Annotated in this window: 21 protein-coding genes; 1 reads left to right on the top strand and 20 read right to left on the bottom strand. The window is 61.4% G+C overall.

Going from position 1 to position 24,680, the window contains the following annotated elements:
- Positions 1-7: 7 nt before the first annotated feature.
- The 14 genes from C664_RS15205 to C664_RS15150 form a co-directional block, all read right to left on the bottom strand.
- A complete protein-coding gene (locus C664_RS15205) occupies positions 8-1,183 on the bottom strand; it encodes a DegT/DnrJ/EryC1/StrS family aminotransferase (RefSeq protein ID WP_004263284.1) in 1,176 nt (391 codons plus the stop codon).
- Positions 1,184-1,186: 3 nt separating this feature from the next.
- A complete protein-coding gene (locus tag C664_RS20390; RefSeq protein WP_004263281.1) occupies positions 1,187-1,846 on the bottom strand; it encodes a NeuD/PglB/VioB family sugar acetyltransferase in 660 nt (219 codons plus the stop codon).
- On the bottom strand, positions 1,843-2,484 hold the full coding sequence (locus C664_RS15200) for a sugar transferase (RefSeq protein ID WP_004263278.1): 642 nt from the start codon (positions 2,482-2,484) through the stop codon (positions 1,843-1,845). The genes C664_RS20390 and C664_RS15200 overlap by 4 nt, the downstream gene beginning before the upstream one ends.
- Complete coding sequence (locus C664_RS15195; protein WP_038012037.1) at positions 2,471-3,712, bottom strand: glycosyltransferase family 4 protein; 1,242 nt, start codon at positions 3,710-3,712, stop codon at positions 2,471-2,473. The genes C664_RS15200 and C664_RS15195 overlap by 14 nt, the downstream gene beginning before the upstream one ends.
- Positions 3,713-3,743: 31 nt before the next feature.
- Positions 3,744-5,276 carry a glycosyltransferase family 4 protein gene (locus C664_RS15190; RefSeq protein WP_038012035.1) on the bottom strand — a complete coding sequence of 511 codons (1,533 nt, stop codon included), beginning with the start codon at positions 5,274-5,276 and terminating at the stop codon, positions 3,744-3,746.
- A 148-nt stretch (positions 5,277-5,424) separates the two neighbouring features.
- Positions 5,425-6,858 (bottom strand): hypothetical protein, encoded by a 1,434-nt coding sequence (locus C664_RS15185; protein WP_157354181.1) that lies wholly within the window; start codon positions 6,856-6,858, stop codon positions 5,425-5,427.
- Between the two features lie 341 nt (positions 6,859-7,199).
- Positions 7,200-8,318: a sulfotransferase family protein gene (locus C664_RS20385; protein WP_083483105.1), complete on the bottom strand. Its 1,119-nt coding sequence runs from the start codon at positions 8,316-8,318 to the stop codon at positions 7,200-7,202.
- A gap of 3 nt (positions 8,319-8,321) precedes the next feature.
- Complete coding sequence (gene asnB / locus C664_RS15180) at positions 8,322-10,082, bottom strand: asparagine synthase (glutamine-hydrolyzing) (protein WP_083483104.1); 1,761 nt, start codon at positions 10,080-10,082, stop codon at positions 8,322-8,324.
- 238 nt (positions 10,083-10,320) lie between these two features.
- Positions 10,321-11,424: a DegT/DnrJ/EryC1/StrS family aminotransferase gene (locus tag C664_RS15175; RefSeq protein ID WP_004263266.1), complete on the bottom strand. Its 1,104-nt coding sequence runs from the start codon at positions 11,422-11,424 to the stop codon at positions 10,321-10,323.
- Positions 11,421-12,011: an acyltransferase gene (locus C664_RS15170; protein WP_004263264.1), complete on the bottom strand. Its 591-nt coding sequence runs from the start codon at positions 12,009-12,011 to the stop codon at positions 11,421-11,423. The genes C664_RS15175 and C664_RS15170 overlap by 4 nt, the downstream gene beginning before the upstream one ends.
- Complete coding sequence (locus C664_RS15165) at positions 12,008-13,048, bottom strand: FAD-dependent oxidoreductase (protein WP_004263263.1); 1,041 nt, start codon at positions 13,046-13,048, stop codon at positions 12,008-12,010. Before C664_RS15165 ends, C664_RS15170 begins: the two co-directional genes overlap by 4 nt.
- Positions 13,049-13,051: 3 nt before the next feature.
- Positions 13,052-14,110, bottom strand: coding sequence for a Gfo/Idh/MocA family protein (locus C664_RS15160; protein ID WP_004263262.1), 1,059 nt, complete (start codon positions 14,108-14,110; stop codon positions 13,052-13,054).
- A 1-nt stretch (position 14,111) separates the two neighbouring features.
- The gene (locus C664_RS15155) at positions 14,112-15,413 is read right to left on the bottom strand and encodes a nucleotide sugar dehydrogenase (RefSeq protein WP_004263261.1); all 1,302 of its coding nucleotides are present in this window, start codon (positions 15,411-15,413) and stop codon (positions 14,112-14,114) included.
- A gap of 55 nt (positions 15,414-15,468) precedes the next feature.
- Positions 15,469-16,275, bottom strand: a complete 807-nt coding sequence (locus C664_RS15150; RefSeq protein WP_004263260.1) for a Wzz/FepE/Etk N-terminal domain-containing protein — start codon at positions 16,273-16,275, stop codon at positions 15,469-15,471.
- Positions 16,276-16,482: 207 nt separating this feature from the next.
- On the opposite strand from C664_RS15150, the gene msbA reads away from it, so the two are divergent.
- Positions 16,483-18,273 (top strand): lipid A export permease/ATP-binding protein MsbA, encoded by a 1,791-nt coding sequence (gene msbA / locus C664_RS15145; RefSeq protein WP_004263259.1) that lies wholly within the window; start codon positions 16,483-16,485, stop codon positions 18,271-18,273.
- Between the two features lie 21 nt (positions 18,274-18,294).
- Here msbA and C664_RS15140 read toward each other — a convergent pair whose 3' ends face one another.
- The 6 genes from C664_RS15140 to C664_RS15115 are packed head-to-tail and all read right to left on the bottom strand — an operon-like array spanning position 18,295 to position 24,669.
- A complete protein-coding gene (locus tag C664_RS15140) occupies positions 18,295-19,068 on the bottom strand; it encodes a polysaccharide deacetylase family protein (protein ID WP_004263254.1) in 774 nt (257 codons plus the stop codon).
- Between the two features lies 1 nt (position 19,069).
- On the bottom strand, positions 19,070-20,140 hold the full coding sequence (locus C664_RS15135) for a glycosyltransferase (protein WP_004263251.1): 1,071 nt from the start codon (positions 20,138-20,140) through the stop codon (positions 19,070-19,072).
- Entirely contained in the window at positions 20,137-21,225 is a 1,089-nt protein-coding gene (locus tag C664_RS15130; RefSeq protein WP_004263247.1) for a glycosyltransferase, read from the bottom strand. The genes C664_RS15135 and C664_RS15130 overlap by 4 nt, the downstream gene beginning before the upstream one ends.
- Complete coding sequence (locus tag C664_RS15125; RefSeq protein ID WP_004263243.1) at positions 21,222-22,268, bottom strand: glycosyltransferase family 9 protein; 1,047 nt, start codon at positions 22,266-22,268, stop codon at positions 21,222-21,224. The genes C664_RS15130 and C664_RS15125 overlap by 4 nt, the downstream gene beginning before the upstream one ends.
- On the bottom strand, positions 22,265-23,578 hold the full coding sequence (locus C664_RS15120; protein WP_004263240.1) for an O-antigen ligase family protein: 1,314 nt from the start codon (positions 23,576-23,578) through the stop codon (positions 22,265-22,267). Before C664_RS15120 ends, C664_RS15125 begins: the two co-directional genes overlap by 4 nt.
- Complete coding sequence (locus C664_RS15115; RefSeq protein WP_038012032.1) at positions 23,575-24,669, bottom strand: glycosyltransferase; 1,095 nt, start codon at positions 24,667-24,669, stop codon at positions 23,575-23,577. The genes C664_RS15120 and C664_RS15115 overlap by 4 nt, the downstream gene beginning before the upstream one ends.
- Positions 24,670-24,680 lie beyond the last annotated feature (11 nt).

Below are 24,680 nucleotides of genomic sequence, written 5' to 3'. Positions count from 1 at the left end.
GAAACGGTCAGGCCACTGCCAAACTCATAACCTGCTTCAATGCGAAACCGGTGCGATCAATCTCCTGCTCCGTGAGCCCCGGATGGACCAGAAACATCAAACTTGTTTCACCCAACTCACGGGCAGCAGGCAGTCGCTGTTCCGGTCGCCAGCCCGTATCGTCGAAGGCCTTCTCGAGATACACCTCCGAACAGGATCCTGAATAGCACGGCACAGAACGCGCGGTGATCTCGTTCAGGATGCGGTCGCGGCTCCAGTTGGGCTTCAAAGCCGACGGCTCGACGAACACATAGCACTTGTACGCAGCATGTTCGATATCCATTGGCACTTCTGGCACACGCAAGCCCGGCAGCGACCGTGCGACTTGCCAGATGGCGTTCGCGTTACGGAGGCGTTCCCCATGCCAGACGGGCATCCGCCGCAATTGGATGCGCCCGATCGCCGCCTGCATTTCCATCATCCGCCAGTTGGTGCCGAAGCTCTCGTGCACCCAACGAAAACCGGGCGGGTGGTCCCGCCGGTGCACCGCATCCCAGCTCTTGCCATGATCTTTAAACGACCACATCCGAGACCACAGGTTGCGATCGTTAGTCGTCACCATGCCGCCCTCGCCCCCCGTGGTCATGATCTTGTCCTGGCAGAAAGACCAAGCGCCAATATGACCTATCGAGCCGACGGACCGCCCCTTGTAGCGTGCGCCGTGGGCCTGCGCACAATCCTCGATGACGAAGAGTCCCTTTTCTTCCGCCAACGCCATGATAGGGTCCATGTCGCACGGCCATCCTGCAAGATGCACGCAGAGCACCGCTCGCGTGCGGGGGGTCAGCACGGCACGAATCGTATCGGCGGTGATGTTCTGCGACCTCCTATCGATATCGGCAAATATGGGGATCGCCCCCGCATTCACGATCGTCGAGACCGACGCGAGGAACGTCCGAGACGTGACAATCACCTCGTCGCCCGGCCCGATGCCTGCTGCGATTAGTGCTGCGTCCAAAGCGACCGTACCGTTAGCCAGCGCAACGGCATGCCTGACCCCCACCCACGCGGCAAACTCGATTTCGAACTGACGACACTCATCGCCGGTCCAGTAGTTAACCTTGTTCGAAAGAAGCACGTTTCGAACAGCGTCGGCCTCCTCTTCGGTAAAGTTCGGCCAAGGGGAAAACGGCGTGTTCAACACAACTCAACCCCTGTTCATCAGTCGCGCTGGAATCCCAACGACAGTCGCGCCCGGCGGTACATCTCTGGTCACAACCGCGCCCATTCCAACAACGGCACCGGCGCCGATCACCAGCGGGCGATGAGGACTACCCTGCCTGATCACAGCACCGCTGCCTACATATGCGTGATCCTCGATTACAACGTTTCCGTTACACCGCACTCCTGGTGCAAAGGTCACGTAGTCACCGATCACACAATCGTGTTCCACATAGCTGTAAAGATTTGCATGAAAGTGACGGCCAATGCGGATATTTGAAGTGACAGTCACGAATGGGCTGAGTATCGCCCCCTCCCCGAACGTCACATTGTCCATCACCACCACATTGCCCGCACTCACTGACCAAAAAAGGATGTCGTCTGCAGCACATCGAGCGGCAAGCCTTTCCCGAACTGCGCTATTCGAAATTGCCAGTGCGACGAAGCGCTCTGAGGCGTCCGTCGTCACAAATGCTTCATAGGAAAGCACACGTTGACCGTTCACAACCTCGGCGCCACAAGCGTCATCGATAAACACGAGACGGTCGTGGGGCACTCCCTTGCGCAGCAACTGCTCGCGTGCGAGCGGCATCACGCCACGCCCGCAACCACTGGCACCGTAGATTCCATAAATGGCCGAGCTCATTCTTCACTGCTACCTTGGTTAGAGCCCGTAAATTTGGGCATCGTGGCATCACCGGACGCGGTGATACCCTCCTTGATGAGCACCTTTCGCACCGTCAGCAGCAGGATCTTGAGATCCAAGCGTAGAGAGTGGTTGTCTACATACCAAACATCAAGCTCGAACCGCTCCTCCCAGCTGAGCGCATTGCGTCCGCTGATTTGCGCCCAGCCGGTCACGCCGGGGCGCACCTCATGGCGGCGTGCCTGCTCGGGTGAATAGAGCGGGAGGTACTCCATGAGCAAGGGGCGAGGGCCCACCAAGCTCATATCGCCCTTTAGCACATTCCAAAGCTCGGGCAGTTCATCCAGGCTGGATGAGCGCAACCAAGCACCGAATTGTGTCATACGCTCGGCATCGGGCAGCGGTTTGCCATCGACGCCGCAATTATTGCGCATGGTGCGAAACTTGACCATTTCGAATGGGCGGCCATGGCGACCGGGACGAACTTGCCGAAAAAGGACTGGGGATCCGAGATTGCGACGAACCAACCAAGCGAGGCCGCCCAGTATCGGTGCCAGCAGGACCAACCCCAGTGCGGAAACGATCAGGTCGAACGTTCTTTTTACGATCATGACAAACCGCGACTCAAGACCGCCCATGGCGCTCCTCTACCACCCCATTCAACACCTCTGCAAGACAGGCACCGAGTCGATCAAAGCCATGGTGCGCCTCGACATAATTGCGTCCAGCCACACTCATGCGACAACGCACCTCTGACGGTGTGTTAACCAGTTCGACGATTCCAGCCGCGAGCGCTTCCGGATCATCAGGTCGAACGGTCAGACCAGCCCCCGCCTCGACAACCGGATTGTTGGATGCCGCGGATGCGATCAGGATCGGCCGCGCCCCGGCAAGATAGTCGAACAGCTTGTTCATGCTGATTCCATATCTGTAGAGTTTTGGCAGGTCGCGAAGACAGATCACGAAGGCATCGGCCTCGGCGGCCACTCTCGGAATCTCACGCTTCGCCACCGCATCCTCGAACGACACGACATCACTGATGCCAAGTTCGGTTGCCAGACGCATCAACTCCGGCTTGGACGCGCCGTCACCAACCATCCGCAGCTTCACCGCACGCGGAAGACGATGCTGCCGGACCAGGCTCATCGCCTTCAATAGTGTCTCCAGCGAATTCGCCTGTCCGTGAGCTCCGAGATACATCAGAGTGAAAGAGCCTTCCTCGCTGGCGATTGGGGGGCGTGGAAACACCGAAAGGTCGACCCCGTTCGGGATCCAGACGATTTTCTCTGGTGGAACTCCAAGCGGCTCTATGTACTCGTTGGCATGCGGCAACAAGACGATGATTCTGGATGCCCGATGATAGAGCCATCGCTCCAGCAGGTGCATCCCGCGGGCGACAAATCCCTTCGCTTTCAGGCGCCCCATATCGATTAGCGTCTGCGGCCACAGGTCGCGCACCTCGAATACAAACGGAACCTGATATCTTGCGGCCAAGACCGCTGCAGCTAACGCTGCAAACGGATGGACGCTTGACCCGACAATCACGTCCGGCGACAGCAACTTTGAGAGCGTATCGCGGCGTAAGACAGCGAAGCAGTATGCGAGCATGTTTCGCATGCGCGCCGCCCCGTTCCCGACATACACCGGACAACGAACAAACAGGAAAGGGACCCCGTCATGCATCTCCAGACGGAATGGCTCTGATGCTGATAGCCGTTGTGCTCCCGTGCTGTAGTCAGTGCTTGCCGCAACAATCGATGCACTCCATTCGTGCTTTAAAAGTACTCGCGCCAACGCGTGATGGCGCGTTCCGCCGACCCCCCCCGGAACTTGTGCGTAGTGATTGAGTATCCACACCTGCTTCATGACAGCACACGCCAGACACTCGAACTAAATCTCACCGGGCAGTCCGTCGGCGAAGGTCACGATAGACACCGCGCAAGCGCTCGGCCTGTGCCGCCCAGCTATATTCCGCAATCAGCTGATCGAGGCGCTCCCCAGTTACGACAAAATCCCCTCGACGTGGAATCACGGATGCAACCGCCTCAGCAATCGACCGCGGATCCGTCTCGTCCATCACCAGACCACAACCCGTTTTCTCGACAAACCGGCGCAATTCGATCAGGTTCGCAACTGCCACCGGGATTCCGGCGAACACGCTCTCGAGCAGCTTGTTCGGCATGCAATAGTAGTAACTCAGGCAGACATTCTGGATGGGCAGCACACTCACGTCCGCCGACCGGATGTAGCCGACCACGTCGTTCGGCGGGACTGGATCGACGAGATGAAGCCGGTCACGAACCCCGAGCTCCTCCGCGATCTCGATGAGCAACTTCTCGGTCTCCTTCCGGCGTGGGCCTACCGTTGCAAAATGCACAGCCTCCATGAACGGAAGCGCGCGTACGACATTCTCGATTCCTCGATTGATCGTGACACTACCGACGTATACTGCGAGAGGAGCGTCCTCGCCCAGATGAAGGTCAGTTCGGAGGGTCTTATGACCCTCATCCGTGTGTTCGAAATCGGGTGAATTCAATACCACAATCGGTCTCGGGATACGGTAGTCGTCACGCAGGTGATCGGCAATGCTTTCCGAAACCGTGATCACCACGTCCGCTTTTACGATGTTTCGCTCCTCGAGCCGACGCCGTTTGCGCTTGACGGCCTCCGGGTACGTCGCGTTGCGATGCATTTCCAGTTCATGCGAATCGTAGATGAGCGCACAGCCGATGCGACCGGCCACACTGGCACCCGTCGGCAGGGTGGAAAGATCATGACAGTGGACGACATCCGGCCTGATTTGCAGGATGTGTTGCAGCGTTGCGCTCTCGAACTCGTCCATCTCGTGGAACCAATAGACAGCCTTCAATGGCTGCAAGATGAGTTTCTTCGCGGTGCCTCTGAATACCTTCGCCTCACCTTTCAATTTGCTCTTGAGCGTCCCAACATGTCGGATCGTCCGGGCGGACTTTGAACATACGGACGTCCACGCAGCACGAGCACGTCGACTCGCACGAACCGTCTTCGAGTATGCATATTTCGAAACCGACAGCAGGAAGGACGGAAAAGTACGTTTTGCGAACGCCCGAGAGGCCGAGCTGGCTTGATCCACCCTACTTGTCAAGTCCTCGCCGAGCGCCCGCATCACTCTAGCGGCCGAACCGAACGCTTTCTTTCCCCCGCTGCGAGAAGCGACCTGCGTTTTCAGATCCTTGACGTTTTTTGGAAGCGATCTGACACGATGGTAAGTTACCCCCTTCCGTTCCTCGTGCAACGGCAGCGTCTCGTGATGGCGGCAAACAACGGTTACTCGCCAGCCCCCAGCGACTAACGCTTCCGCGGACTTGATAACACGGCTGTCATTCACACAAGGATTATTCACGAGCATCACGACATGCCCATTATTACCGCTATGCATAACGTCTTCCATCCGACACCTTCATGGCTGAGTTAACTGTGATTGAAACCGGCAAGCACAACCGATCTTTAAGACAGATGCGATATTCGCTAGAGCGCCTTGATAGAAGCTCCCGCCGCTGCCCTAAATGCGCCCTCGTCGTTAGGTTCCATCGTTGTCCTTACTTCGGGAAATGGCCTTCAAGCATCGAGGCAACGGATCCCCCGACTAGTCCTCCTCTCACGGCACGGACCGCAATCAGTTCTGCATCTGTGATCCTGAGTGCATCTATGTCCTTCTTGCTTCCGCAATTGATCCAGATATAGCACCCATAGGGGTGAGGCCCGGAAGTCCGAGCGCGCTCAAGCCCGTCGACGGAAGGTTCGATGCGAAGCCCCTCTCCCTCCCGCGGCCATCTGACCGCAGGAGATCCCTCTATGCAATTAATCACAGGGACCATCTTCCAGAGCGAAAACGCACCTTCACCCAATATCGCGACTGGTGTGCTGTCCAGCGGGTGGACGCAACAGGCTCCAGACTGATCCCGATACTTCAGCGTTCGCGGCGAGTCGTTGGCAGACGGCGACGTGAGTGCCTCCGCGCCATCCAGAAAAGTCATTATCCTTCGAGTGCCGGCGATGCTCGAGTTGAGCCCCGACAATTGCCCCCCAAGTGACGTGAAGCTACTGAGCGCGAAGCGCGAGATGAGCAGGAAAACGATCAGGCTGGCCAAATCCGCCTCTCCGCGAATGCTGCCAATACCTTCAACCAGGACGATCAAAGGGAGGACGATTGCTCCGAGCAACTGCATGATGAAGCGAGAGTTCTCTCCCAGCATGACACGCTCGGACGTCGCTGTGCGGAGGCGTCGTGCGGCCATTTCATACTCTTCAGTGCTCTGCACATGAGCGGGATCGCTAACCACCTTCTGTCTAAGTTGGGAGGTTAGACGCCTTTCTGCGCCGAACCGATGGGAAACGGATGCTCCACGCCTGTTGACTGAAACAAAAACGACTAGCGCAATCACGGCGATGATTGCCAGTCCGGTGGTGAGCCATAGGTTCAGCCACAGCAGAACGCCCAAACAGCCGATGATCATGCAGGCAGGAAACAGCGCAGTCAGTAGGGTTCTTATGCATCGTCCTGCCGATAGGGAATCCTCGCCGAGCAGCGCATTTGCAGCCGTCGTTTCATTGAAACGCTTCAGAACGTCAGCGCCAATTGACGGAAGGAATGGCAGCGCATCGAGCAACTCGCGCAGACATCGCTCCTCAAATTCGAGCGAGATCCTGAGTGCAATCGAGCGGGCATTTCTGGCGAATACAGCCGAAATCAGAAAACCGAAGGCCAACCCCACGGAAACGACAATCAGCAGCGCAATCGAGTCTCGGGGCGAATAAGAAATCGCGCCTAGCGTGATCGGGCTGTTGGACTGGATCAGGCCCAAATATCGAACCGCACCGAAGAAACACCCCAGCTGAATGGCCAGTGCTGACAGGTAAAAAAGGATGAAAAAACATACCCTCACCCACCGCCCGCCCAGGGCTCGTCTACATGCCCAGCCAAGGACATTCAATACAGATTGAAGACGGACGAGCCTCACTCCGCGCTCCATTTAAGTTATCCAAAAGGCATTGAAAAAATCATCCTAGGGAAGCTCCGATCGACTCAGAGCCGGAAAAGCAACCAAGCAATTCATCGCGAGCCCTCCGACGCAAAATACCGTTGACTCGCTGACCTCCGAACGGGCAAAAGATTGAAGTCGCTGATGACGATTTCTGACCCCAATGGAGGTGATTACATGCAGGCAGTGCTGGGACTTCAATCGTACTTTGCTGAGCAAAGACGACGGGTCGTGGCGCCCTCAGGCAAGCGGGACTAGCCGCAATGTCGGGACCCTACTTCGTGCAGCAGCGGGGTGCGCAGTCGGTGGTGACGAAAGCAGGCCCGTACGCATCACTTAGAGCGTGATGACGAATGAATTCCCAGCCGTCGAAGAATGCGGCCAGCAAATGTAATAGGCCGCGGTTCTTTAGAGGGCGTCGTCTCATTCACTGCCTTTCTCGGCTCAGCGATCTCGAAGCAAAACTGCATCAGTCGATTAGTTGATTGAGTCAATTTATACTGTGCGTCCCCTTCTCCCTGCTTCCAGTTGGGCTCATACCCGAGAGCGCGACTTACTGCATGAGCGTCCATGGGTTCCGTCGTCATGCCAAAGACCTCCATAGCCTCCCGCTTCAAGCGCAATTCGTTCAACAATGCTGCGGCCTGAGGCGGAATAGTGTCTGCATCATCCACTCGGGCGGAGATGTTTTCGTGCGGTTTGAAACGCCAAGCGGCTGCAGCGCCGATCTCGCCTGAGATGCTTGAATCGACCCCAATTCGTCTCGATGCCCGACGATTTACCATCGCCTCCGCAAACTCTCCGCCACGTACACCGAGGAAGGCGCAGATCTCCTCGGCTACCGAGAGTGGATTCGAGGTGAGATCCTCATAGCGAACAATCAATGCTCGGTCGCCATAACGATCTCTCGCTGCAACGGCGAGGTTCATCTTGGATAACCATCGTAAGACCGCAACAGGTACTGCCGCCTTTCTGCGGAGCAGAGACCGTATGACGTCTGGGCCATTTCTAATGCAGATGATAGCCTTCAGATCCGGATCTAGTTCCAACGCAGGTAGAGTCGCATAGATGTTGGGCGGGCTTTTCTCACATGCAACAGACTTCCCTTCAAGCAACATGCGAGGCTGAAGTGCGTAATCAAGAAGTTGAGTTGCAGTGCTAAACCGGGTTGCTGCGCTTTTCAATTCGGAGAAGCCAACCAGATGATAGGCTAGTCCGGCTGAAGACGGACGGGCCCAAGTCGAGCCACTTTCTATAGGAACGGGGGTCCCAGGGAGATCGAGAAAGCTGCCGATGTCTGCATTCCTTTTCCATAACCCAGGATGTGCGACTATATTCGTCTCCGGGCCGCAGAACACTTCCGGATGACTGTCCAACATCACCGAAAGGAGCGTTGATCCACTGGAAGGAGGTCCGCCGACTAGTACCTTCGAGAATGAAATATCAGACATGGTTTACTCTTTCGTCCTCACAATCCCCGTATCAATCCAAGCACGCTTCCATGCAGCAAAAGCCGTTGCAGCGGCAAGCACTCTCTGAAAATCCCTGACAAGGAGCCCTTTCCGTGGAAAGAATCGCACGTAACCGTCTTCCAGCAGTTCCCGCAGATTTCGCAGGCCTGTAGTGCGTGCGGCAACAATCGACGAAGCTGGTAGTGAAAAACCAACCTTCGCGCGATTCCATATACGACCCGGAACGCCCTTTTCCAGCAGAATTCGTTTGAGTGGCGCCTTTCGACCCAATTCAGGATGGATGAGATCATTCGATGACGCGCGCAGGACGTAGCTAACCAAGCGATGGTCGAGGAAGGGCACGCGTACCTCAAGGCTGTTGTACATCGAGGCATGATCAAGGGTTGGATTTAGATCCTGCTCTACATAGGTGCGAAGCTCGAAGAGTCGATAGGCGGCGGCCTCCCCCACTTGGTTGGCCGCCGCCTCGAGACGACGCTTCAATCTGTAGATCATTTTTTCATGCTCACACTCAACCTCTTCGCTTGATGCCGATGGGGAAAGGAAATTCGCATCGTCGCCGAAGATATGTGCTACCTGCTCCGCAAACGTTTCAGCTGGCGCCCCCTCGTAAGCCGGGAGTCCTGTTATCACCAAAGGGTCAAGACCGGGTGCGGGCGTGCGTGGATAGCCAAGAAAAAGTTCATCTGCACCATTTGCGCTCAAGCCAACCTTGAAACCCGCTGCTGCCATGGCTTTTGACATTAGTAAGGGTTGCCGAACGGCAGCGAATGCACCCCCCGTTGCGGCGGAGAATGCAAATAGCCACGGCTCCCAATCATCTACAAGGTCGCTATTCTCTGAATAAAAATCGAAGCCCAAGAATTCGGAAGCCTCGCGTGCATTCTGCATCTCTGGGGAGTCGAGATGAAATGCCGCGCTACCCTTGGGGAAAAAGCAACCAAGTGCCGTTGAATCGACTCCCCCGCTCAACAGAAGTGCCATGGGAACATCGGCAGCAAGGTGTTCTCCGACCACCTTGTGCAGAAGGCTTTCGAAGCCATCCGTCTCAAATCCTTCCGGCCCCTGTTCCGGTCTCCAATAAACGTCGGCGCAGACTTTGAGATTGGCGTCGATCTGCCACAGTTCTCCGCTCGGAAGAGATGAAATGCCCTCAACCAATGTTAGACCGTCCTGTGGCGCGCCTAACTGGAAGTAACTCGCTAGACCCTCTCGATCTAACTGCCATGACTCCTTCACGCCATTGAGCAGGGCGGACGACCAAGATGCGCAGGCTAGATAGCCATCGCCGCGAACAATAAAAAGCGGCTTTATGCCAAGGGGGTCTCTCGCCAGCCATAATTGGCGCTCAATGCGGTCGAACGCGGCAAAGGCGAACATGCCGCAGAGACGAGAGACCGCTTTTCTTGGACCCCAGTACTCGATCGCCCGATAGAGCACTTCCGTATCGCAGTTGGTTGAAAAGCGCGCTCCCTCTTTCTCGAGCTCCCTCCGTAGATCTTGATGGTTGAAAATCTCACCGTTATAGGACAAAACCCAGCGATTTCCGACAAAGGGCTGATTCGAACGTTCGTGTAGATCAAGAATCGATAGTCGCGTATGAGCCATGAAAACGCCTAGCTCGTCAAAGACTCCATGCCCGTCTGGGCCTCTACGCGCCAAGGCGGTGAGAATTCCTTCAGCGTTAATCTTGTCAGAATTAATCTCTTCTTTGCCGCTGAAAAAACAAAATACGCCGCACATCTACTTGTCCTATTTTCCTGGTCTTCAGGAATGCGAGATACCGGGGTGTTCGAATTTGAATACCGCGCCGACTGCAGTCATCCCTTCACGCTATATACACCGTGAACCAAGCGCAAAATCGCCAATTGGCACTACTAGCATGAAGCTAGACTTGGTGCTCGCCCAAGGAATAAAGGCGGCTCATCAAAATTGACAGGCAATTTCAGGCTGTTTGTGTCAAATCGAGGCGTATCGTGAACTAGGAGGAAAGTGCTTTAGCGATCAGGCTGGAAACGCTTGCAGCATCTGCGTCACTCAAATCGGCACTCATCGGGAGGCTCATCACGCGCTTTGCCGCTGCCTTGGCGAGCGGTGTGCAATCCGGGCAGCACAGGTGCTTGTAAGCCGGCTGTTCGTTAAGCGGCACAGGATAGTGTACCGCCGTCGGCACCCCCGCTTGCTGAAACGCCAGCTGCACAGCGTCACGGTGGTCACACAGCACAGTGTATTGACCGTAAACGGACGTACGGTCTGGTCGTTGCACGACGCGGGGAACTCCGGCTTCGTCAAAAATTCGGTTGTAGTGCGCGCCGACCTCGATACGTCGTGCGATTTCCCAATCGAACCGCTCCAGCTTTGCGAGCACGATCGCGCATTGCAGCGTATCCATGCGCCCACCGACACCGACGCGGGTGTGCACATAACGCTTGCTCTGGCCGTGAACGCGGATCTCGCGGCAGGCCTGTGCGATCGCGTCGTCGCTGGTAAAGATCGCGCCGCCGTCGCCATAACAGCCCAGCGGTTTGCTCGGGAAGAAGCTGGTGCATCCGATGGAGGACAGGTTGCAGCTCTTGCGCTCCTTGTACTCGGCTCCGAAGCTCTGCGCGGCGTCTTCGATCACCGGGATATTGCCGTGGCGCGCGGCGATGGCGTTGATCTCATCCATATCTGCCGGCTGGCCGTAAAGGCTGACCGGCATGATGGCCTTGGTGCGCGGGGTGATTGCGGCTTCGATCAGGTTCGCATCGATGTTGCAGGTGTCGGGCTCGATGTCGACGAAGACCGGCTTGGCACCAAGCAGGACGATGACCTCTGCGGTGGCCACGAAGGTGAACGGGGTGGTGATGACTTCGTCTCCGGGGCCGATACCCAAGGCCATCAGGCTGATCAGGAGGGCCTCGGTGCCGCTGGCGACGGTGATGCAATGCTTTGCACCGGTGTAGGCCTCGAGGCGCTCTTCGAGTTCGCGAACCTCCGGCCCCATGATGTATTGGCCGTGCTCCAGGACCGCATTGATGCGGGCCTGGATCTGCGGTTGCAGTGCGCGGTACTGGGCCTTGAGGTCGATAAAGGGGATGCTCATTTGCTGATGCGCTCCAGGATTTGGTCGTTGAGTCGATATTGTTGGCCGGTGTGCGGGCAGGTGTATTCGCCCTTGCCTTTCACCGGCAGCGGGATCTGTTCGCCGTATTCGCTCATCCAGCCGACCTGGCGGGCTGGCACGCCGACCATCAGGGCGTAGGGTTTGACGTCCTTGTTGATGACGGCGCCGGCGCCGACGAAGGCGAATTCGCCGATGGTGGTGCCGCATACGATGGTGCAGTTGGCGCCTAGGGTGGCGCCGCGCTTGACCAAGGTGTCGCGGTATTCGCTCTTGCGCTCGATGAGCGAGCGCGGATTGTAAACGTTCGTGAAGACCATGCTAGGGCCGCAGAACACGCCTTCTTCCAGGGTGACGTTGTCGTAGACCGAGACGTTGTTCTGGACCTTGCACTTGTCGCCGATAACCACCTTGTTACCGACGAAGACGTTCTGGCCGAGCGAAACGCCCTTGCCTATGCGGGCGCCGGCGCAGACGTGGGCGAAGTGCCAGACGCGCGAGCCTTCGCCGATCTGCGCGCCGTCGTCGACGATGGCGCTAGGATGTGCCGTGTAGTTGGGTTGTGTCATTGGAGAATCCTTGTTGCGGCTTCCTCGCCCTGCAGTTGGGCGGTTGTCCATTTGCCGCCGTAAATATGGAGTACCTTGCCGACGCGTTCGAAGGCCCATTCCCGGGTAGCGTCCGAGGGGTTGTCTGCACTGCGTAGCAGCGGGCGGACGCCTGAAAACGCTTCGACCATGTCGCTGCGTAGGGCAACCGGCGTCAGGTAGTGGTTGTGTGCGTCGAGGAGGTAGTCGATTTCCTTCTCGCTTGGGCCAGGGTTGTCGGGGCCAGGCTGGCGGACCTCGGTTGTGCCGATGAGGGTCTGATTCCGCCGGGGCAGCACGAAGAAGATGCGCTTCTCGCCGGGGATCTGCAACAACATGGCTGCCGGGCAGGGGCGGTCGAGCACGATGTGGCTGCCGCGCACCCAGTCCAGTGCATAGGACGGCGGGCCGGGCTGGGTCCTGCGAAGATCGAGCGCCCATGGCCCCGCGGCATTGACGATTCGGTCGAAGCCGCTCAGGGCGTCGATCTGAGCGATCTCATGCTCGCATCGCAGCGTCCCGCCCGCGGCGCAGAATTGCTCGATGACCCAGTTGCCCAGGGCTTGGTCATCCATCTGTGCGTCGTAGAAGGCATAGGCGCCTTGCAAACCCTTCCGGAGCAGCCCGGGCTGGAGTGTTGCAACTTCCTCCGCCGACAGCCATCGGCCCTTCGGAAAGCCGCTGCCCCGCGCCAGCAGATCGTAGAGCCGGATGCCCATGCCGACGATCCAACGCGGGCGCCCGACGTCGGCGTACACGGGCAGCAGCAACTGCAGGGGTTCACAAAGGTGTGGTGCCTGCTGAAGCCATACCGCACGGGCCTGTAATGATTTGCGCACGAGACAGAGGTGGCCGCCCTCGAGGTAGCGAAGACCGCCATGCAGCAGTTTCGACGACGCCCGGCTGGTTTCGGTCATGGGGTGCTTGCGCTCGAACAGACTCACGTCCCCGCCTTTGCGGACGAGCGCCCATGCAGTGCAGGCTCCCACGATGCCGGCGCCGACCACGGCAACACGCACGGATCAGTATTCCAGTGGCAGGGCGACGCGCTTGCCGTCGCGTGCAGACAGGTACATCGCGATCAGGAGTTCCAGGCTCTTGAGGCCTTCGCGACCGTCGGTCTCAGCCTCGGCTTCGCCACGCAGCGTGTTGATAACGTTGTCATAGTAGAGCGGGTGGCCAAAGCCATACACGCTGGTGGTGGCGTAGTTGGCCTGCTTGATCTCTGTGTCTTCGGGTAGGGTTTCGGCGAACTCCCAGTGCTGGATCTCGTTTACCGCCACGCCGCCGACGCGAACCGTGCCCTTTTCGCCGAGGATGGTGATGCTGCCCTCGAGGTTCTTGGGGTAGGTGAGCATGGTGACGTTGAGCGTACCCATTGCGCCGCTGCGCCACCGCAGCGCGGCGACGCCCGAGTCTTCCACTTCGATGTCGCGCGCCAGCGTACCGGTGTAGGCCATGACGGATTCGACCGGGCCGATGAGCCAGTCGAGCAGGTCGATGTAGTGGCTGGCCTGGTTCATGAATGCGCCGCCGTCGAATTCCCAGGTGCCGCGCCACTTGGCGCTGTCGTAGTAGTCCTGCGGACGAGTCCAGAAGACGTTGACGGCGACGCTGTAGATCTTGCCGAAGCGCTTCTGCTCGACGGCGCGCTTGAGCAGCTGCAACGTGGCGTTGCGGCGATTCTGTTTGACGACGAAGAGGCGGACGCCCGCCTTGTCACAGGCTTCGACCATCTTCAGGCCGTCCTGCCAGCGGGTGGCCATCGGCTTCTCGGTCATCACGTGCTTGCCTGCTTCCGCCACTTCGATGGCTTGCGCCGGGTGCAGGCCGCTCGGAGTGGTAAGGATGACGCAGTCGGCGGTGGTCGTTTCCAGCAAATCGGCCAACCGGGCGTGGCCGCGGGCGCCGGTTTTCTCAATGGCGGCAGCAAGTGCGCTGGGGTTGATGTCGCAGACGTCGACGAGTTCGCAGCGGTCGGCGTGCTTTTCTATTGCGGCAAAGTGGTTCTGCGCAATGCGGCCGCAGCCCACGAGGGCGAAGCGGATCTTGCGGTCGGTGATCGGAGGGGCGAAATGCATGTCAGAGTCTCCAGGCGGTAATGCCGGCTTGCTTGAGTTGATCGAGGTCGAACAGGCTCTTCACGTCGGCTACGACGGGGGCTGCGCCCCTGAGAAGCTGCTTGATCGCTCTCGCATCCATGGTTGTGTATTCATTGTGGGCAACCGCGACGATCAGCGCGTCGACGGGGGTGTTGGCATCGATCGTTCCGATGTCGACGCCAGGGTATTCGTGGGCCAGTTCCTCTGGATCCGCATAAGGGTCGGTCGCGACGACGCGGATGCCGAACTCCTGGAACTCGCGAATGATGTCGATGACCTTGCTGTTGCGAATGTCTGGGCAGTTCTCCTTGAAGGTGAGACCCAGCACCCCGACGGAGGCATTCGAAAGGTCGATCTTGTTCTGCACCATCTTCTTGATTGTGGTGCGTGCGACGTAGCGTCCCATGTTGTCATTGATGCGGCGCCCAGCGAGGATGACCTGCGGGATGTAACCGACCTTCTCGGCCTTGTCGGTGAGGTAATAGGGGTCGACACCGATGCAGTGTCCGCCGACCAGGCCCGGGCGGAAGGGCAGGAAGTTCCACTTCGTGCCGGCCGCTTCAAGCACGGCGAGCGTGTCGATATCCAGGCGGGCAAAAAGCACCGAGAGTTCGTTCATCAACGCAATGTTCAGGTCGCGCTGGGTGTTCTCGATTACTTTCGCCGCCTCAGCGACGCGGATGCTCGGCGCCTTGTGGGTGCCCGCGATGATGATCTCGCGATACAGCGCATCAACCAGATCTGCGACCTCCGGGGTGGAGCCCGATGTGACCTTCTTGATCGTGGAAACCCGGTGTTCCTTGTCACCGGGGTTGATGCGCTCGGGGCTGTACCCGGCGTAGAAGTCGACATTGAATTTCAAACCGGAGTGTTGCTCGAGCACCGGGACGCAGTCTTCCTCGGTGGCGCCGGGGTAGACGGTGGATTCATAGATGACGATGTCGCCCTTCTTCAGAATCTTTCCGATCGTTTCCGAGGCCTTGATCAGCGGCGTCAGGTCCGGCCGCTTGTGTTCGTCGATGGGCGTCGGGACGGTGACGATGAAGACGTTGCAGGCGGCGAGGTCCAGCGGGTTGGCGCTGTAGGTGAGGCTAGCCGCCTGGCGCAGCTCTTCGTCGGAGACTTCGAGCGTCGAGTCGTGCCCGGCCTTGAGCGCTTCGATGCGCTTGTGGTTGATGTCGAAACCGACCACCGAGCGCTTCTTGCCGAACTCGGCCGCGAGGGGCAGACCGACGTAACCGAGGCCGATGACGGCCAGCTTGATATCCGAAAGGGTGTGCATTGGATTGTCTTGTGGGTGCGAAATACGGGTGTTATGCGTTGTCCGGCAAGCCGATTCAGCTTCGGGCCTTGGCGTTTGAGATGAATTCTGCGACAAAGGCGAGGACGACGCCGCCCATCACTCCGAGCACGGCGGCGAGGGCTAGTACCAGCGCCTTCTTTGGCTTGGATGGCTTGGCTGGCGCGGTGATTTCGCCGATCAGTTCGGTGGGGCGTGTCTGCGGCGGAGTAACTTGCTGTGCAAGGAGCAGTCGCTCGGAGCCCAGTGCGTTGATAGCGGTCGTGATTGGGCCGCGCTCGATCATTACTAGCGAGGCTTGGACGCTGTCGCGCTCCTTGAGATGTTCGACAAGTGCGGTGATGTCCGAGTATTGCTGCTGCAACGCGGTCTGCTGCTCGTCGAGGCCCTTGAGCCGGTCGACGATGGGTTTGAGGTTGTCTTCAAACATGGCCGCGTGGGCCTTTTGCACACCCTTGACTACGTCGTCGAGTAGGTGTGCCGCGTCTTCGGGGGTGTCGGCCTCGGCGGTGAGCTGGACCGTAGTCGTGACGCCCTTTTGGACGTTCGCAGTGGTAATGAAGGGCCGTGAACGCGTAATGCCGGTGGCGACGTCTTTGCCATATTGGGCGAGGATGCGTGATGAGAGTTCCTCTGCATTTTCGAGCAATCCTCCATTACCCTGAACCTGGCCAATCCTCAGTTTGACGCTCGCCTCATAAACTGGCGATGTGAGGAACGCGAATGCCGCACCCCCTGCCAGACAGAGGACGAAACAGGCCATGATCAGCGCCTTCCTCTTGGCAAGGATCTTCCAGAGTTCGAGGAGGCTGATCTCATCGTCGTAGGGCTGGGTGGTCTGCATGGGCGGGGAACTTTTATCCGAAAGCCGAAATTATTGCACCTGCAGCAAAACACATAAACTGCACAAAAGTAATAGTGCGCAAATCGCCAAAACCGCGCGGGTTCTGGCCCGCTGTCTCCAGCGCTATCATGTGCGTCCCTGCGCGCCGCTCGTGGGCTTCAGGCCCGGGCGAGCGCGCCCATGATGGCTTTACCGCTTCAGGCTCCAATGACACCCCTTCAGGCAACGCCCCCCTCCAGCCTGCGCATCTACTTCCGCCTCCTAAGCTACGTGCGCCCCTACGTGGGCACGTTCGCGGTCAGCATCCTCGGCTTCATGATCTTCGCCTCGTCCCAGCCGATGCTGGCCGGGGTGATGAAGTACTTCGTCGATGGCCTGGGGGGGGCGACGGAGGGTCTGCAGCTCGGTGTGCCGTTCCTCGATGGCATTGACATGGTGAAGGCCGTGCCGGTGATGATCGTGCTGATCGCGATCTGGCAGGGGGTGGGGTCTTACCTGGGCAATTACTTCATGAGCAAGGTGTCGCTCGGGCTGGTGCATGACCTGCGCCTGGCCTTGTTCGACAGCATGCTGCGGCTGCCCAACCATTACTTCGACCGCCACAACTCGGGGCACCTGATCTCGCGCATCACCTTCAACGTGACGATGGTGACCGCGGCGGCGACCGATGCGATCAAGATCGTGATCCGCGAAGGGCTCAGCGTCGTCTTCCTGTTCGGCTACCTGATCTGGATGAACTGGAAGCTGACGCTGGTGATGGTGGCGGTGCTGCCGGTAATCAGCGTGCTGGTGTCGCGGGCGTCGCGCAAGTTTCGCAAGCAGGCGAAGAAGATCCAGCGTGCGATGGGCGACGTGACCCATGTGGTGTCGGAGACCATCCAGGGCTACAGGGTGGTGCGCAGCTTCGGCGGGGAGGACTACGAGTCGCGCCGTTTCCGCGAGGCCAGTGAGAACAACACGCGCAAGCAGTTGCGCATGGGCAAGACCAACGCCACCTACACGCCGATGCTGCAGGTCGTCATCTATTCGGCGATGTCGGTGGTGCTGTTCCTGGTGCTGTTGCTGCGCGGTGACGCGAGCGCGGGCGACCTGGTCGCCTACATCACCGCGGCGGCGATGCTGCCCAAGCCGATCCGCCAGTTGTCGGAGGTGAGCTCCAAGATCCAGCGTGGCGTGGCAGGGGCGGAGAGCATCTTCGAGCAGCTCGATGAGCCTTCGGAGCTTGACCGTGGCACCGTCGTGCGCGAGCGGGTCGAGGGGCGCATCGAGGTGCGCGGGCTGTCGTTCCGCTATCCGGGAACGGAGCGCGAGGTGCTGCACGAGCTTTCATTCGACGTACAACCCGGGCAGATGGTGGCGCTGGTGGGCCGCTCGGGCAGCGGCAAGTCCACGCTCGCCAGCCTGTTCACCCGCTTCTACGATCACGACTGCGGCGAACTGCGCATCGACGGCGTGGACGTGCGTGACTACACCTTGCGCAACTTGCGCCGCCACGTGGCGCTGGTGTCGCAGCAGGTGACGCTGTTCAACGATACGGTCGCCAACAACATCGCCTACGGTGACCTGGCCGACGCGCCGCGCGAGGCGATCGAGGCGGCGGTGGAGGCCGCCGCGGCGAAGGAGTTCATCGACCGACTGCCGAATGGGCTGGATACCGAGATCGGCGAGAACGGTGTGATGCTCTCCGGCGGCCAGCGGCAGCGGCTCGCGATTGCGCGTGCGCTGCTGAAGAATGCGCCGATCCTGATCCTCGACGAAGCGACCTCGGCGCTGGATACCGAGTCCGAGCGCCTGATCCAGGCGGCGATCGAGCGCCTGATGGTGGGGCGGACCACGATCGTCATCGCGCACCGGCTGTCGACGATCGAAAAGGCGGACCAGATCCTGGTGATGGAGAACGGCCGCATCGTCGAGCGCGGCACGCACGCCGAACTGTCTGTTCGCGGCGGCCCTTATGCGCGGCTGCAGGCCGTAGGGGGCGAGGAGCAGGCCGGCTGAGAGGACGGACGATCGGCTCGTCTATCGTCCGCCTGCGGCGCTGAAGCTGCTGTCCGGCCGCCTGATCGGTGCCTGCTTGGGCGTGTTCTTCATGTGCAGGCGCCACCACAGGCCGATGAGGTTGTCGCCCCAGGACACGGCCTTGCGTGGCAGGGTCAGCGGGTCGTCGTCGGTCGTGGCGGGCGCGCGCACGCAGGTGGTTGCACACTGGTAGCCGGCTTCGGCCACGGCTTCGACCGCACGCATGTCGTGGCTGCCGTAGGGGTAGCAGAAATGCGTGACTGCGGCGCCGAGCACGTCTTCCAGTTCGCGCTTGGAGCGGGTGACTTCCTCGCGGATGCGGCTCGTGTCCTGTTCGGCCAGCTTGACGTGGGTGGCCGAGTGCGAGCCGAAGTCGATGCCTTCGCGATGGAGCTGGCGCACGCGTTCGGCGCTCATCAGCGGCGGGGTGTCGCGGCCGTCCTTGGCGAACCAGCTCGAGGGCTGGCCGAGCAGCCCCGAGATCAGGTACACCATCGCCGGGAAACCGTGCTGTTTCAGCACCGGGAAGGCGTACTCGTAGAAGTTCTCGTAGCCGTCGTCGAAGGTCAGCGCCACCGCCTTGGGCGGGACGGGCGCCTCGCCGCGCAGGCAGGCCAGCACCTGGTCCATCGACAGCACGGTGTAGCCGAAGCGCGCCAGAAAGGCCATCTGGCGGGCGAAGCGGCGATGGTCGCAGTAGGTCGAGCGGTGCGCCTTCATCGGTGCGAACTCGCCGACCTGGTGGTACATGAGGATGTTGATGCCGTTGCTCATGTCAGCGATTGTCGAGCAAATGGGCGTAGAGCGCACGGTATTGTGCGATCACCGCGGCCTCGGAGAAGTCGCGCTCGATGCGGGCGAGGCCGTTCGCCACCATCTGTCGTTGCAGGCCGGGGTTGCGGATGACGTGTTCGATGCCGGCCGCAAGCGCCGCGCCATCGTCACACGGGACAACCCAGGCGTCTTCGCCAGGCCGGGTGATCTCGCGCGCCCCACGGAAGGCGCTGGCGACCAGCGGCTTGCCGTAGGCCCAGGCTTCGAGGATGACGTTGCCCAGGGTCTCGGCGTCGCGCGAGGGGAACACCACCATGTCGGCGACGTGGAACCAGGGCGCCGGATCATGCTGCCAGCCCGCCCACAGGATGCGGTCGGCCACGCCCGCCTGGCGCGCCTGTTCGGCAAGGGGCGCCGCCAGGTCGCCGTCGCCCAGGACCACCAGCCGCAGGCGCTGGCCGTCGATCTCGGCGGGCAGGCGGCTGAGCGCGTCGACCAGGTAGCGGTGTCCCTTGACGTCGATCAGCCGCCCGGCGGTCACCATGATCCAGTCTTCGGGCTGCACGCCGATGCGCTGGCGCAGGGCATGCAGTTCGTCCGCGGCCACCGCACGGGCCGGATCGGCGAAATTGGTGATGTGAAACACGCACTCGGCGGGCAGGCCACCCTGGATCATCCAGTCGCACAGGCCCTTGGTGTTGCCGATCCAGGCATGGGCGTGGCGGAAGGGGGCGAGCTTGTAGTAGCCGCCAAGGCGGGACACATGGACCTTGCCGCGGCCGCGCTTGAGATGGGTGAGGCGGGTGGCGCGACCCATGTAGGTCTGCACGATGGGCGCGTCGCTGCGGGCGATGAGCCGCGACACGGCATGGCGCGAGAACGGATCCCAGACGGTGCGGAACGGCAGCTCGTGATGCGGAATGCCGGCGAGGTGATGCTGGGCGAGTTCGGACCCGCGTCGCACCGCGGCCTCGACGTCCTCGCCCTGGCGCAGCATGGCGGCGAGAAAGCGCGTGAACCAGCGCTCGGCGCCGCCCATGTGGGTGCTGCCGATCATGTGCAGCGATTTCATCGGTGTTCCTCCAGGACCTTGCGGTAGATCGTGAGGTTGCCGTCGCACATCGCCTCGGTCGAGAACTCGCGCAGCACCAGGGTGCGGCCAGCCTCGCCCATGCAGGCGCGCAAGGTTGCATCGCCGAGCAGGCGGTTCATGGCCGCGGCCAGGGCCGGGACGTCGCCCGGCGGGATCAGGAGGCCGTTCTCGCCATCGCGCACGGCCTCGGGCATGCCACCGGCCCGGCTCGCGATGATCGGCACCCGCGCTGCCGAGGCCTGCAGCAGCGACACGCCCAGGCCTTCCATGTCGGCCGGGTGCGCCAGCAGGTCGAGGCAGCCGAGGATGTCGGGCAGGTTGTCGACGAAGCCCATCAGGCGGACCGTGCCGGCGAGGCCCTGGTCCACGATGGCCTGGCGCAGTTCCGCCTCGAGCGGGCCGCGTCCGAAGACCAGCACCTGCAGGTGGGGGTGGTGGGGCAGGACGTCCTTCAGCGCCGCGAGCAGGTGGCGATGGCCCTTGCGCGCGATCAGCTGTGCGACGATGCCGACGAGCAGGGTATCGGCGGGCAGCCCGAGTTGCGCCCGGTAGCCGGCCTTGTCGTAGTCGATCAGGTAGGGTGCCGGGTCGACCGCGCTGCGCACGCAGGACACCCGGTTGGGCGCGAGACCCTCGGCGAGCAGCACGTCGCGGATCCCGTCCGAGATGGTGATCACGTGATCGTACAGCCGGTATTTTGCCGCCACCACCCAGCGTGCCTCGGGGTTGTCCACACGGCGCGACAGCACGCAGGGTACGCCGGCCAGCCGCGCCGCCAGCCCGCCCCAAAGGTCTGCGCCGCGGCGGCTATGGATGTGCACGAGGTCGGGGCGCTCGGTGGCGATCAGGCGGCGCAGGCGGAAGACAAGGCCGATGTCGACGTCGCCCTTCATCGGCATCTCGAACACGCGGGCATGGGCGCCCGCGGCACTTGCGATGTGGGCGCCGGTCGGGCAGGCGAGCAGGTTCTCCACGCCGCGCCGCGCCAGGCCCTCGACGATGTAGAGCACCTGCTTGGCGCCGCCGTAGAGGTGGCGGCCGGCTTCGACGTGCAGCACCTTCATGATGCGTGTTCCACGCTGAGCACGGTGCGAGCTTCGTCCATGACCCGGTCGGCGGTGATGTCGCGCAGGCAGGTGAAGGCGCCGTCGCAGGTCGGGCGGCGGCGGCAGGGCGAACAGGGCAGCCCGAGCCAGATCACGCGGCCGTTGCTGCGGCCGGTGTCGAGGTAGGGGCGGGTGGAGCCGAACAGCGCAACGGTGGGGGTGGCGAAGGCCGTGCCCATGTGGGTGAGTCCGGTGTCTACGCCGACCAGCAGGCCGGCATGGCGGATCAGCGCGGCCGCCTCGGGCAGGCGGGTGGCGCCGGCCAGCGAGATCACCCCGGGCGTGTTCCCGGCGATGCGCGCCGCGGCCTCGCGGTCCGCCGGACCGCCGAGGATGACGGGCGTGAGCCCCAGTTCGTCACGCACCTTTGGCGCCAGCGCCTGCCAGGCGTCCTCGAACCAGTGCTTCTGCGGTCGCGTGGTGAAGGGGGCAAACACGGCGAACCGCTTCGGCGCCAGGCCGTGTGCCGCCATCAACGCCTGCACCTTCGCCTCGGTATCGTCGCCGACACACAGCCGCGGCAGGAACTCGCCGGCATCGAGGCCCAGCTGTTCGGCCAGGTAGCGGTACTCGGAACCGATGCGGCGCGCGATGCCGCCCTTGGGTACGCGCTCGGTCATCAGCCATTGGCTGCCCTCGCGCGAACCGAGCCCGATGCGGCGCGGCGCGCCGGAGAGCCAGGTCAGCAGGCCGCTCTTCAGCAGGCTCTGCATGTCGATGGCGGTGTCGAAGCGCTTTGCCCGCAACAGGGCGTGGAATGCGCGGATGCGTCGGAACAGCTCTCCGAACCTCCGCGCCTGCCAGAGCTGCTTCCACTCGCCTTTCGGCCACAGGATCAGCTCGTCGATGCAGGGGTCGGCCGCGAGTAGCTCGTGAATGCCCGGCTCGACCAGCCACGCCACATGCGCTTGCGGCCACGTGCGCTTGACCGCCGCAGCGAAGGGCGATGCGAAGACGACGTCGCCGATGGCGGAGGTGCGGACAATGAGGAGACGGTTCATGGGTGCCGGTTCTCGGCCGAGACGTTTTGCGTTGCGTCGTCCGAGCGGCCCAGCAGGCGCAGGGACAGCAGCATCAGGATGGTGAAGAAGCGCATGTCAGGATGGGACAGGCGGAAATCGAAGAATGACCAGATTGCAGCGAATGCGAGCAATGCCCACATCGCAGGGATGAGGGCACGACGTTCAGGGTGCTGTTTCGCCGCCCGGAGTGCGTCGCGCACCAAGATCCCCAAAAGAGTGCTCCAGAGGACGCAGCCGACCAAGCCCTGCGTCCAAAGCATCTGGAGGAATCCGTTGTGAACGTGGTCATAGCGCTCTCCCTTCGCGAGCCCACCGAGCGGGCGCAACTCGCGGTCGATTACGGCCGTGAGGCTCCCGAAACCGTGGCCGATCAGCGGTGCGTCCGCGAACTGGTCGATGGAGAACTGCCATAGTCTGAGGCGAATCGTGGCTGACGATATGGGCGCTTCTTCCAGCCCGTCGATCATCATGGCCGAGATTGCGTTCTGATCGATCGCCGAGCGCTTCTTGATTACATCGAGACTGGATGCCATCAGGCCGAAGACGAGTATGGCGACAAAGCTTGCAGCAAGGGTCGCGATCTTCGCGCCGCTTGTTCGGGAGCGGCGTAGTCGGCGCATGGCAATGAAACCCGCGCTGAAGACGAGCACCGACATGGCAGCGAGGAAGGTGCTGCGGTTCTGAGCGCTGATCATCACTTGAGCGAACAGCACGATGAGCCCGATACCGGCAATTCGCTTCAGCCAGGGCGTCCCGCCCTCCTTGCGGCGCCACCAGTGACGTAGTGTGAACAACAGCGCGAGGGCGAAACAGCCCGCATAGAGACCGGCCCCGAGAGGGCGGTTGAGGTGAAAGCCGAGACGGCGCCCGGACCACAGGACGTCCAGTCCATGCTCGAAGAGGAATGTCCCGACGCCGAGCGCAAAACCGGTCATGGCGAGAAGCCAGAGCATGCGGACGCGATGCATGGGGTTCTGCACAGGCAGGGCTGCCAGCGGCGCGAACAGCAGGATGTAGAGCCAGCTCCGAACGTCGTCCTCGGGGTTGCCGAGTCCGGCGGTGCCGATGCCGGCCCATGCCTGGAGTGCATATCGACCGGTGAGCCACAGGGCGAGTGCAATGACGACCAGGGTTACCCCATCGGGGAACTTGCTGCGCCGGTTCCAGATCGACGCAAGCATCGCTGGCACGCACATGGCGATGCCGAGGTAGGCGGGTGCCGTCCTCCAGGTGCTGAAAAGAGCCAGAAGGCTCAAGCCGACCAGGCTGACACGTCCAAGCGGGGTCATCGGTCGTCTGCCTTGCGGCTGTCGCGTTCGAGAAAGTCGAGCAGCTTTCCGGCGCGCGTGCTCCAGCCATACTCCGCTGCGGTTTTGCGGCCCTTCATGGCCATCGCCACTGCGTGGACCGGGTCGCCTTGGGCACGGCGGACAGCCGCAATCCACGCCGCGGGATCGTCAGCCGTGACCAGCAGGCCGTTTTCGCCGTGCCGGACGACTTCCCTGATCGGTGGCAGGTCGGAGGCGATGACGAGTCGCCCGGCGGCCATGGCCTCGAAGAGCTTGATCGGGCTGATCGTTGCCGCGTGGCGCAGGTCTGCCTGGTAGGGCATCAGCGCAATGGCGCCCCGTGCGAGCGCAGACGGGACAGCGGCGTGGGGGATGGCGGGCTCGAGCGTGAGGTTCGCTGCGCTGCACTCGACCGCGCCGTCCCTCGGGCCGATGAGGACGAGGGGGAAGCCCGCTGATGCGATTCGTTCGAACAAAGGCAGGCCGCGGTCGGCGCTGATCCGACCGACGTACATGAGCCTGGGATTGGTGAAGTCGTCGGCGGTGGGCGGCGGTACCTGGGAAAAGGCCTCCAGATCCACGCCGCTGGGCAGGACCGCAATGCGTGACGGGTCGAAACCCGCATCGACCAGGGCGTCGCGACCGGCAGCGGTGATCACCGTCAGCCCCCTGAGCAGGCCCTTTGCCTGCGCGGCGAGGAGCGGTGCGATCAGGCCTTCGGCCGAGAGGCTGGCCGTGTCGTGGACTTCCAGGAAGTGCGCAATCCCGGCGCGGGCCAGCAGCAGCGAGAAATCGGGCACGCGGGTGTAGACCGCGTCGGCGCGGCGCAGGGCCTGGCGCTGCAGGAGCGCCAGCGGCCAGCCCTTCCAGCGGCTGTGCAGCATCCAGGTGGGGTGGATGTCGATCGGGTGGCGAATGCCCATGCCAGCCAGAAAGTCTGCCATGTCGAACCCTCGCGGCACCGGCGGGACATACAGGCGCACCTTGGCTTCGGCCACGCCGAGAGCCTCGACGGTATGCAGGGTCTGGATCAGGTTGGCCCGCGGCCGCTGTGGGCGACCTCGGGCAAGGTAGATGATCTGTGGCGGCATCACGCCCACGG

It is taken from the genome of Thauera sp. 63 (genome assembly GCF_000310165.2).
In the GTDB taxonomy this organism is placed as follows: Bacteria; Pseudomonadota; Gammaproteobacteria; order Burkholderiales; family Rhodocyclaceae; genus Thauera; species Thauera humireducens.
Note: the sequence above shows the minus strand (reverse complement) of the source record. Positions and strands in the feature narration are given on the sequence as shown.

What these genes read in the sequence shown, in the direction of transcription:
- C664_RS20390 (WP_004263281.1), bottom strand. Translation starts at nt 1,846, where the DNA reads ATGAGCTCGGCCATTTATGGAATCTACGGTGCCAGTGGTTGCGGGCGT.
- C664_RS15155 (WP_004263261.1), bottom strand. Translation starts at nt 15,413, where the DNA reads ATGCACACCCTTTCGGATATCAAGCTGGCCGTCATCGGCCTCGGTTAC.
- msbA (WP_004263259.1), top strand. Translation starts at nt 16,483, where the DNA reads ATGACACCCCTTCAGGCAACGCCCCCCTCCAGCCTGCGCATCTACTTC.
- C664_RS15160 (WP_004263262.1), bottom strand. Translation starts at nt 14,110, where the DNA reads ATGCATTTCGCCCCTCCGATCACCGACCGCAAGATCCGCTTCGCCCTC.
- C664_RS15115 (WP_038012032.1), bottom strand. Translation starts at nt 24,669, where the DNA reads ATGCCGCCACAGATCATCTACCTTGCCCGAGGTCGCCCACAGCGGCCG.
- C664_RS15170 (WP_004263264.1), bottom strand. Translation starts at nt 12,011, where the DNA reads ATGACACAACCCAACTACACGGCACATCCTAGCGCCATCGTCGACGAC.
- C664_RS15195 (WP_038012037.1), bottom strand. Translation starts at nt 3,712, where the DNA reads ATGAAGCAGGTGTGGATACTCAATCACTACGCACAAGTTCCGGGGGGG.
- C664_RS15125 (WP_004263243.1), bottom strand. Translation starts at nt 22,268, where the DNA reads ATGAACCGTCTCCTCATTGTCCGCACCTCCGCCATCGGCGACGTCGTC.
- C664_RS15185 (WP_157354181.1), bottom strand. Translation starts at nt 6,858, where the DNA reads ATGGAGCGCGGAGTGAGGCTCGTCCGTCTTCAATCTGTATTGAATGTC.
- C664_RS15140 (WP_004263254.1), bottom strand. Translation starts at nt 19,068, where the DNA reads ATGAGCAACGGCATCAACATCCTCATGTACCACCAGGTCGGCGAGTTC.
- C664_RS20385 (WP_083483105.1), bottom strand. Translation starts at nt 8,318, where the DNA reads ATGTCTGATATTTCATTCTCGAAGGTACTAGTCGGCGGACCTCCTTCC.
- C664_RS15130 (WP_004263247.1), bottom strand. Translation starts at nt 21,225, where the DNA reads ATGAAGGTGCTGCACGTCGAAGCCGGCCGCCACCTCTACGGCGGCGCC.
- C664_RS15200 (WP_004263278.1), bottom strand. Translation starts at nt 2,484, where the DNA reads ATGGGCGGTCTTGAGTCGCGGTTTGTCATGATCGTAAAAAGAACGTTC.
- C664_RS15120 (WP_004263240.1), bottom strand. Translation starts at nt 23,578, where the DNA reads ATGACCCCGCTTGGACGTGTCAGCCTGGTCGGCTTGAGCCTTCTGGCT.
- C664_RS15190 (WP_038012035.1), bottom strand. Translation starts at nt 5,276, where the DNA reads ATGGAAGACGTTATGCATAGCGGTAATAATGGGCATGTCGTGATGCTC.
- C664_RS15150 (WP_004263260.1), bottom strand. Translation starts at nt 16,275, where the DNA reads ATGCAGACCACCCAGCCCTACGACGATGAGATCAGCCTCCTCGAACTC.
- C664_RS15175 (WP_004263266.1), bottom strand. Translation starts at nt 11,424, where the DNA reads ATGAGCATCCCCTTTATCGACCTCAAGGCCCAGTACCGCGCACTGCAA.
- C664_RS15135 (WP_004263251.1), bottom strand. Translation starts at nt 20,140, where the DNA reads ATGAAATCGCTGCACATGATCGGCAGCACCCACATGGGCGGCGCCGAG.
- asnB (WP_083483104.1), bottom strand. Translation starts at nt 10,082, where the DNA reads ATGTGCGGCGTATTTTGTTTTTTCAGCGGCAAAGAAGAGATTAATTCT.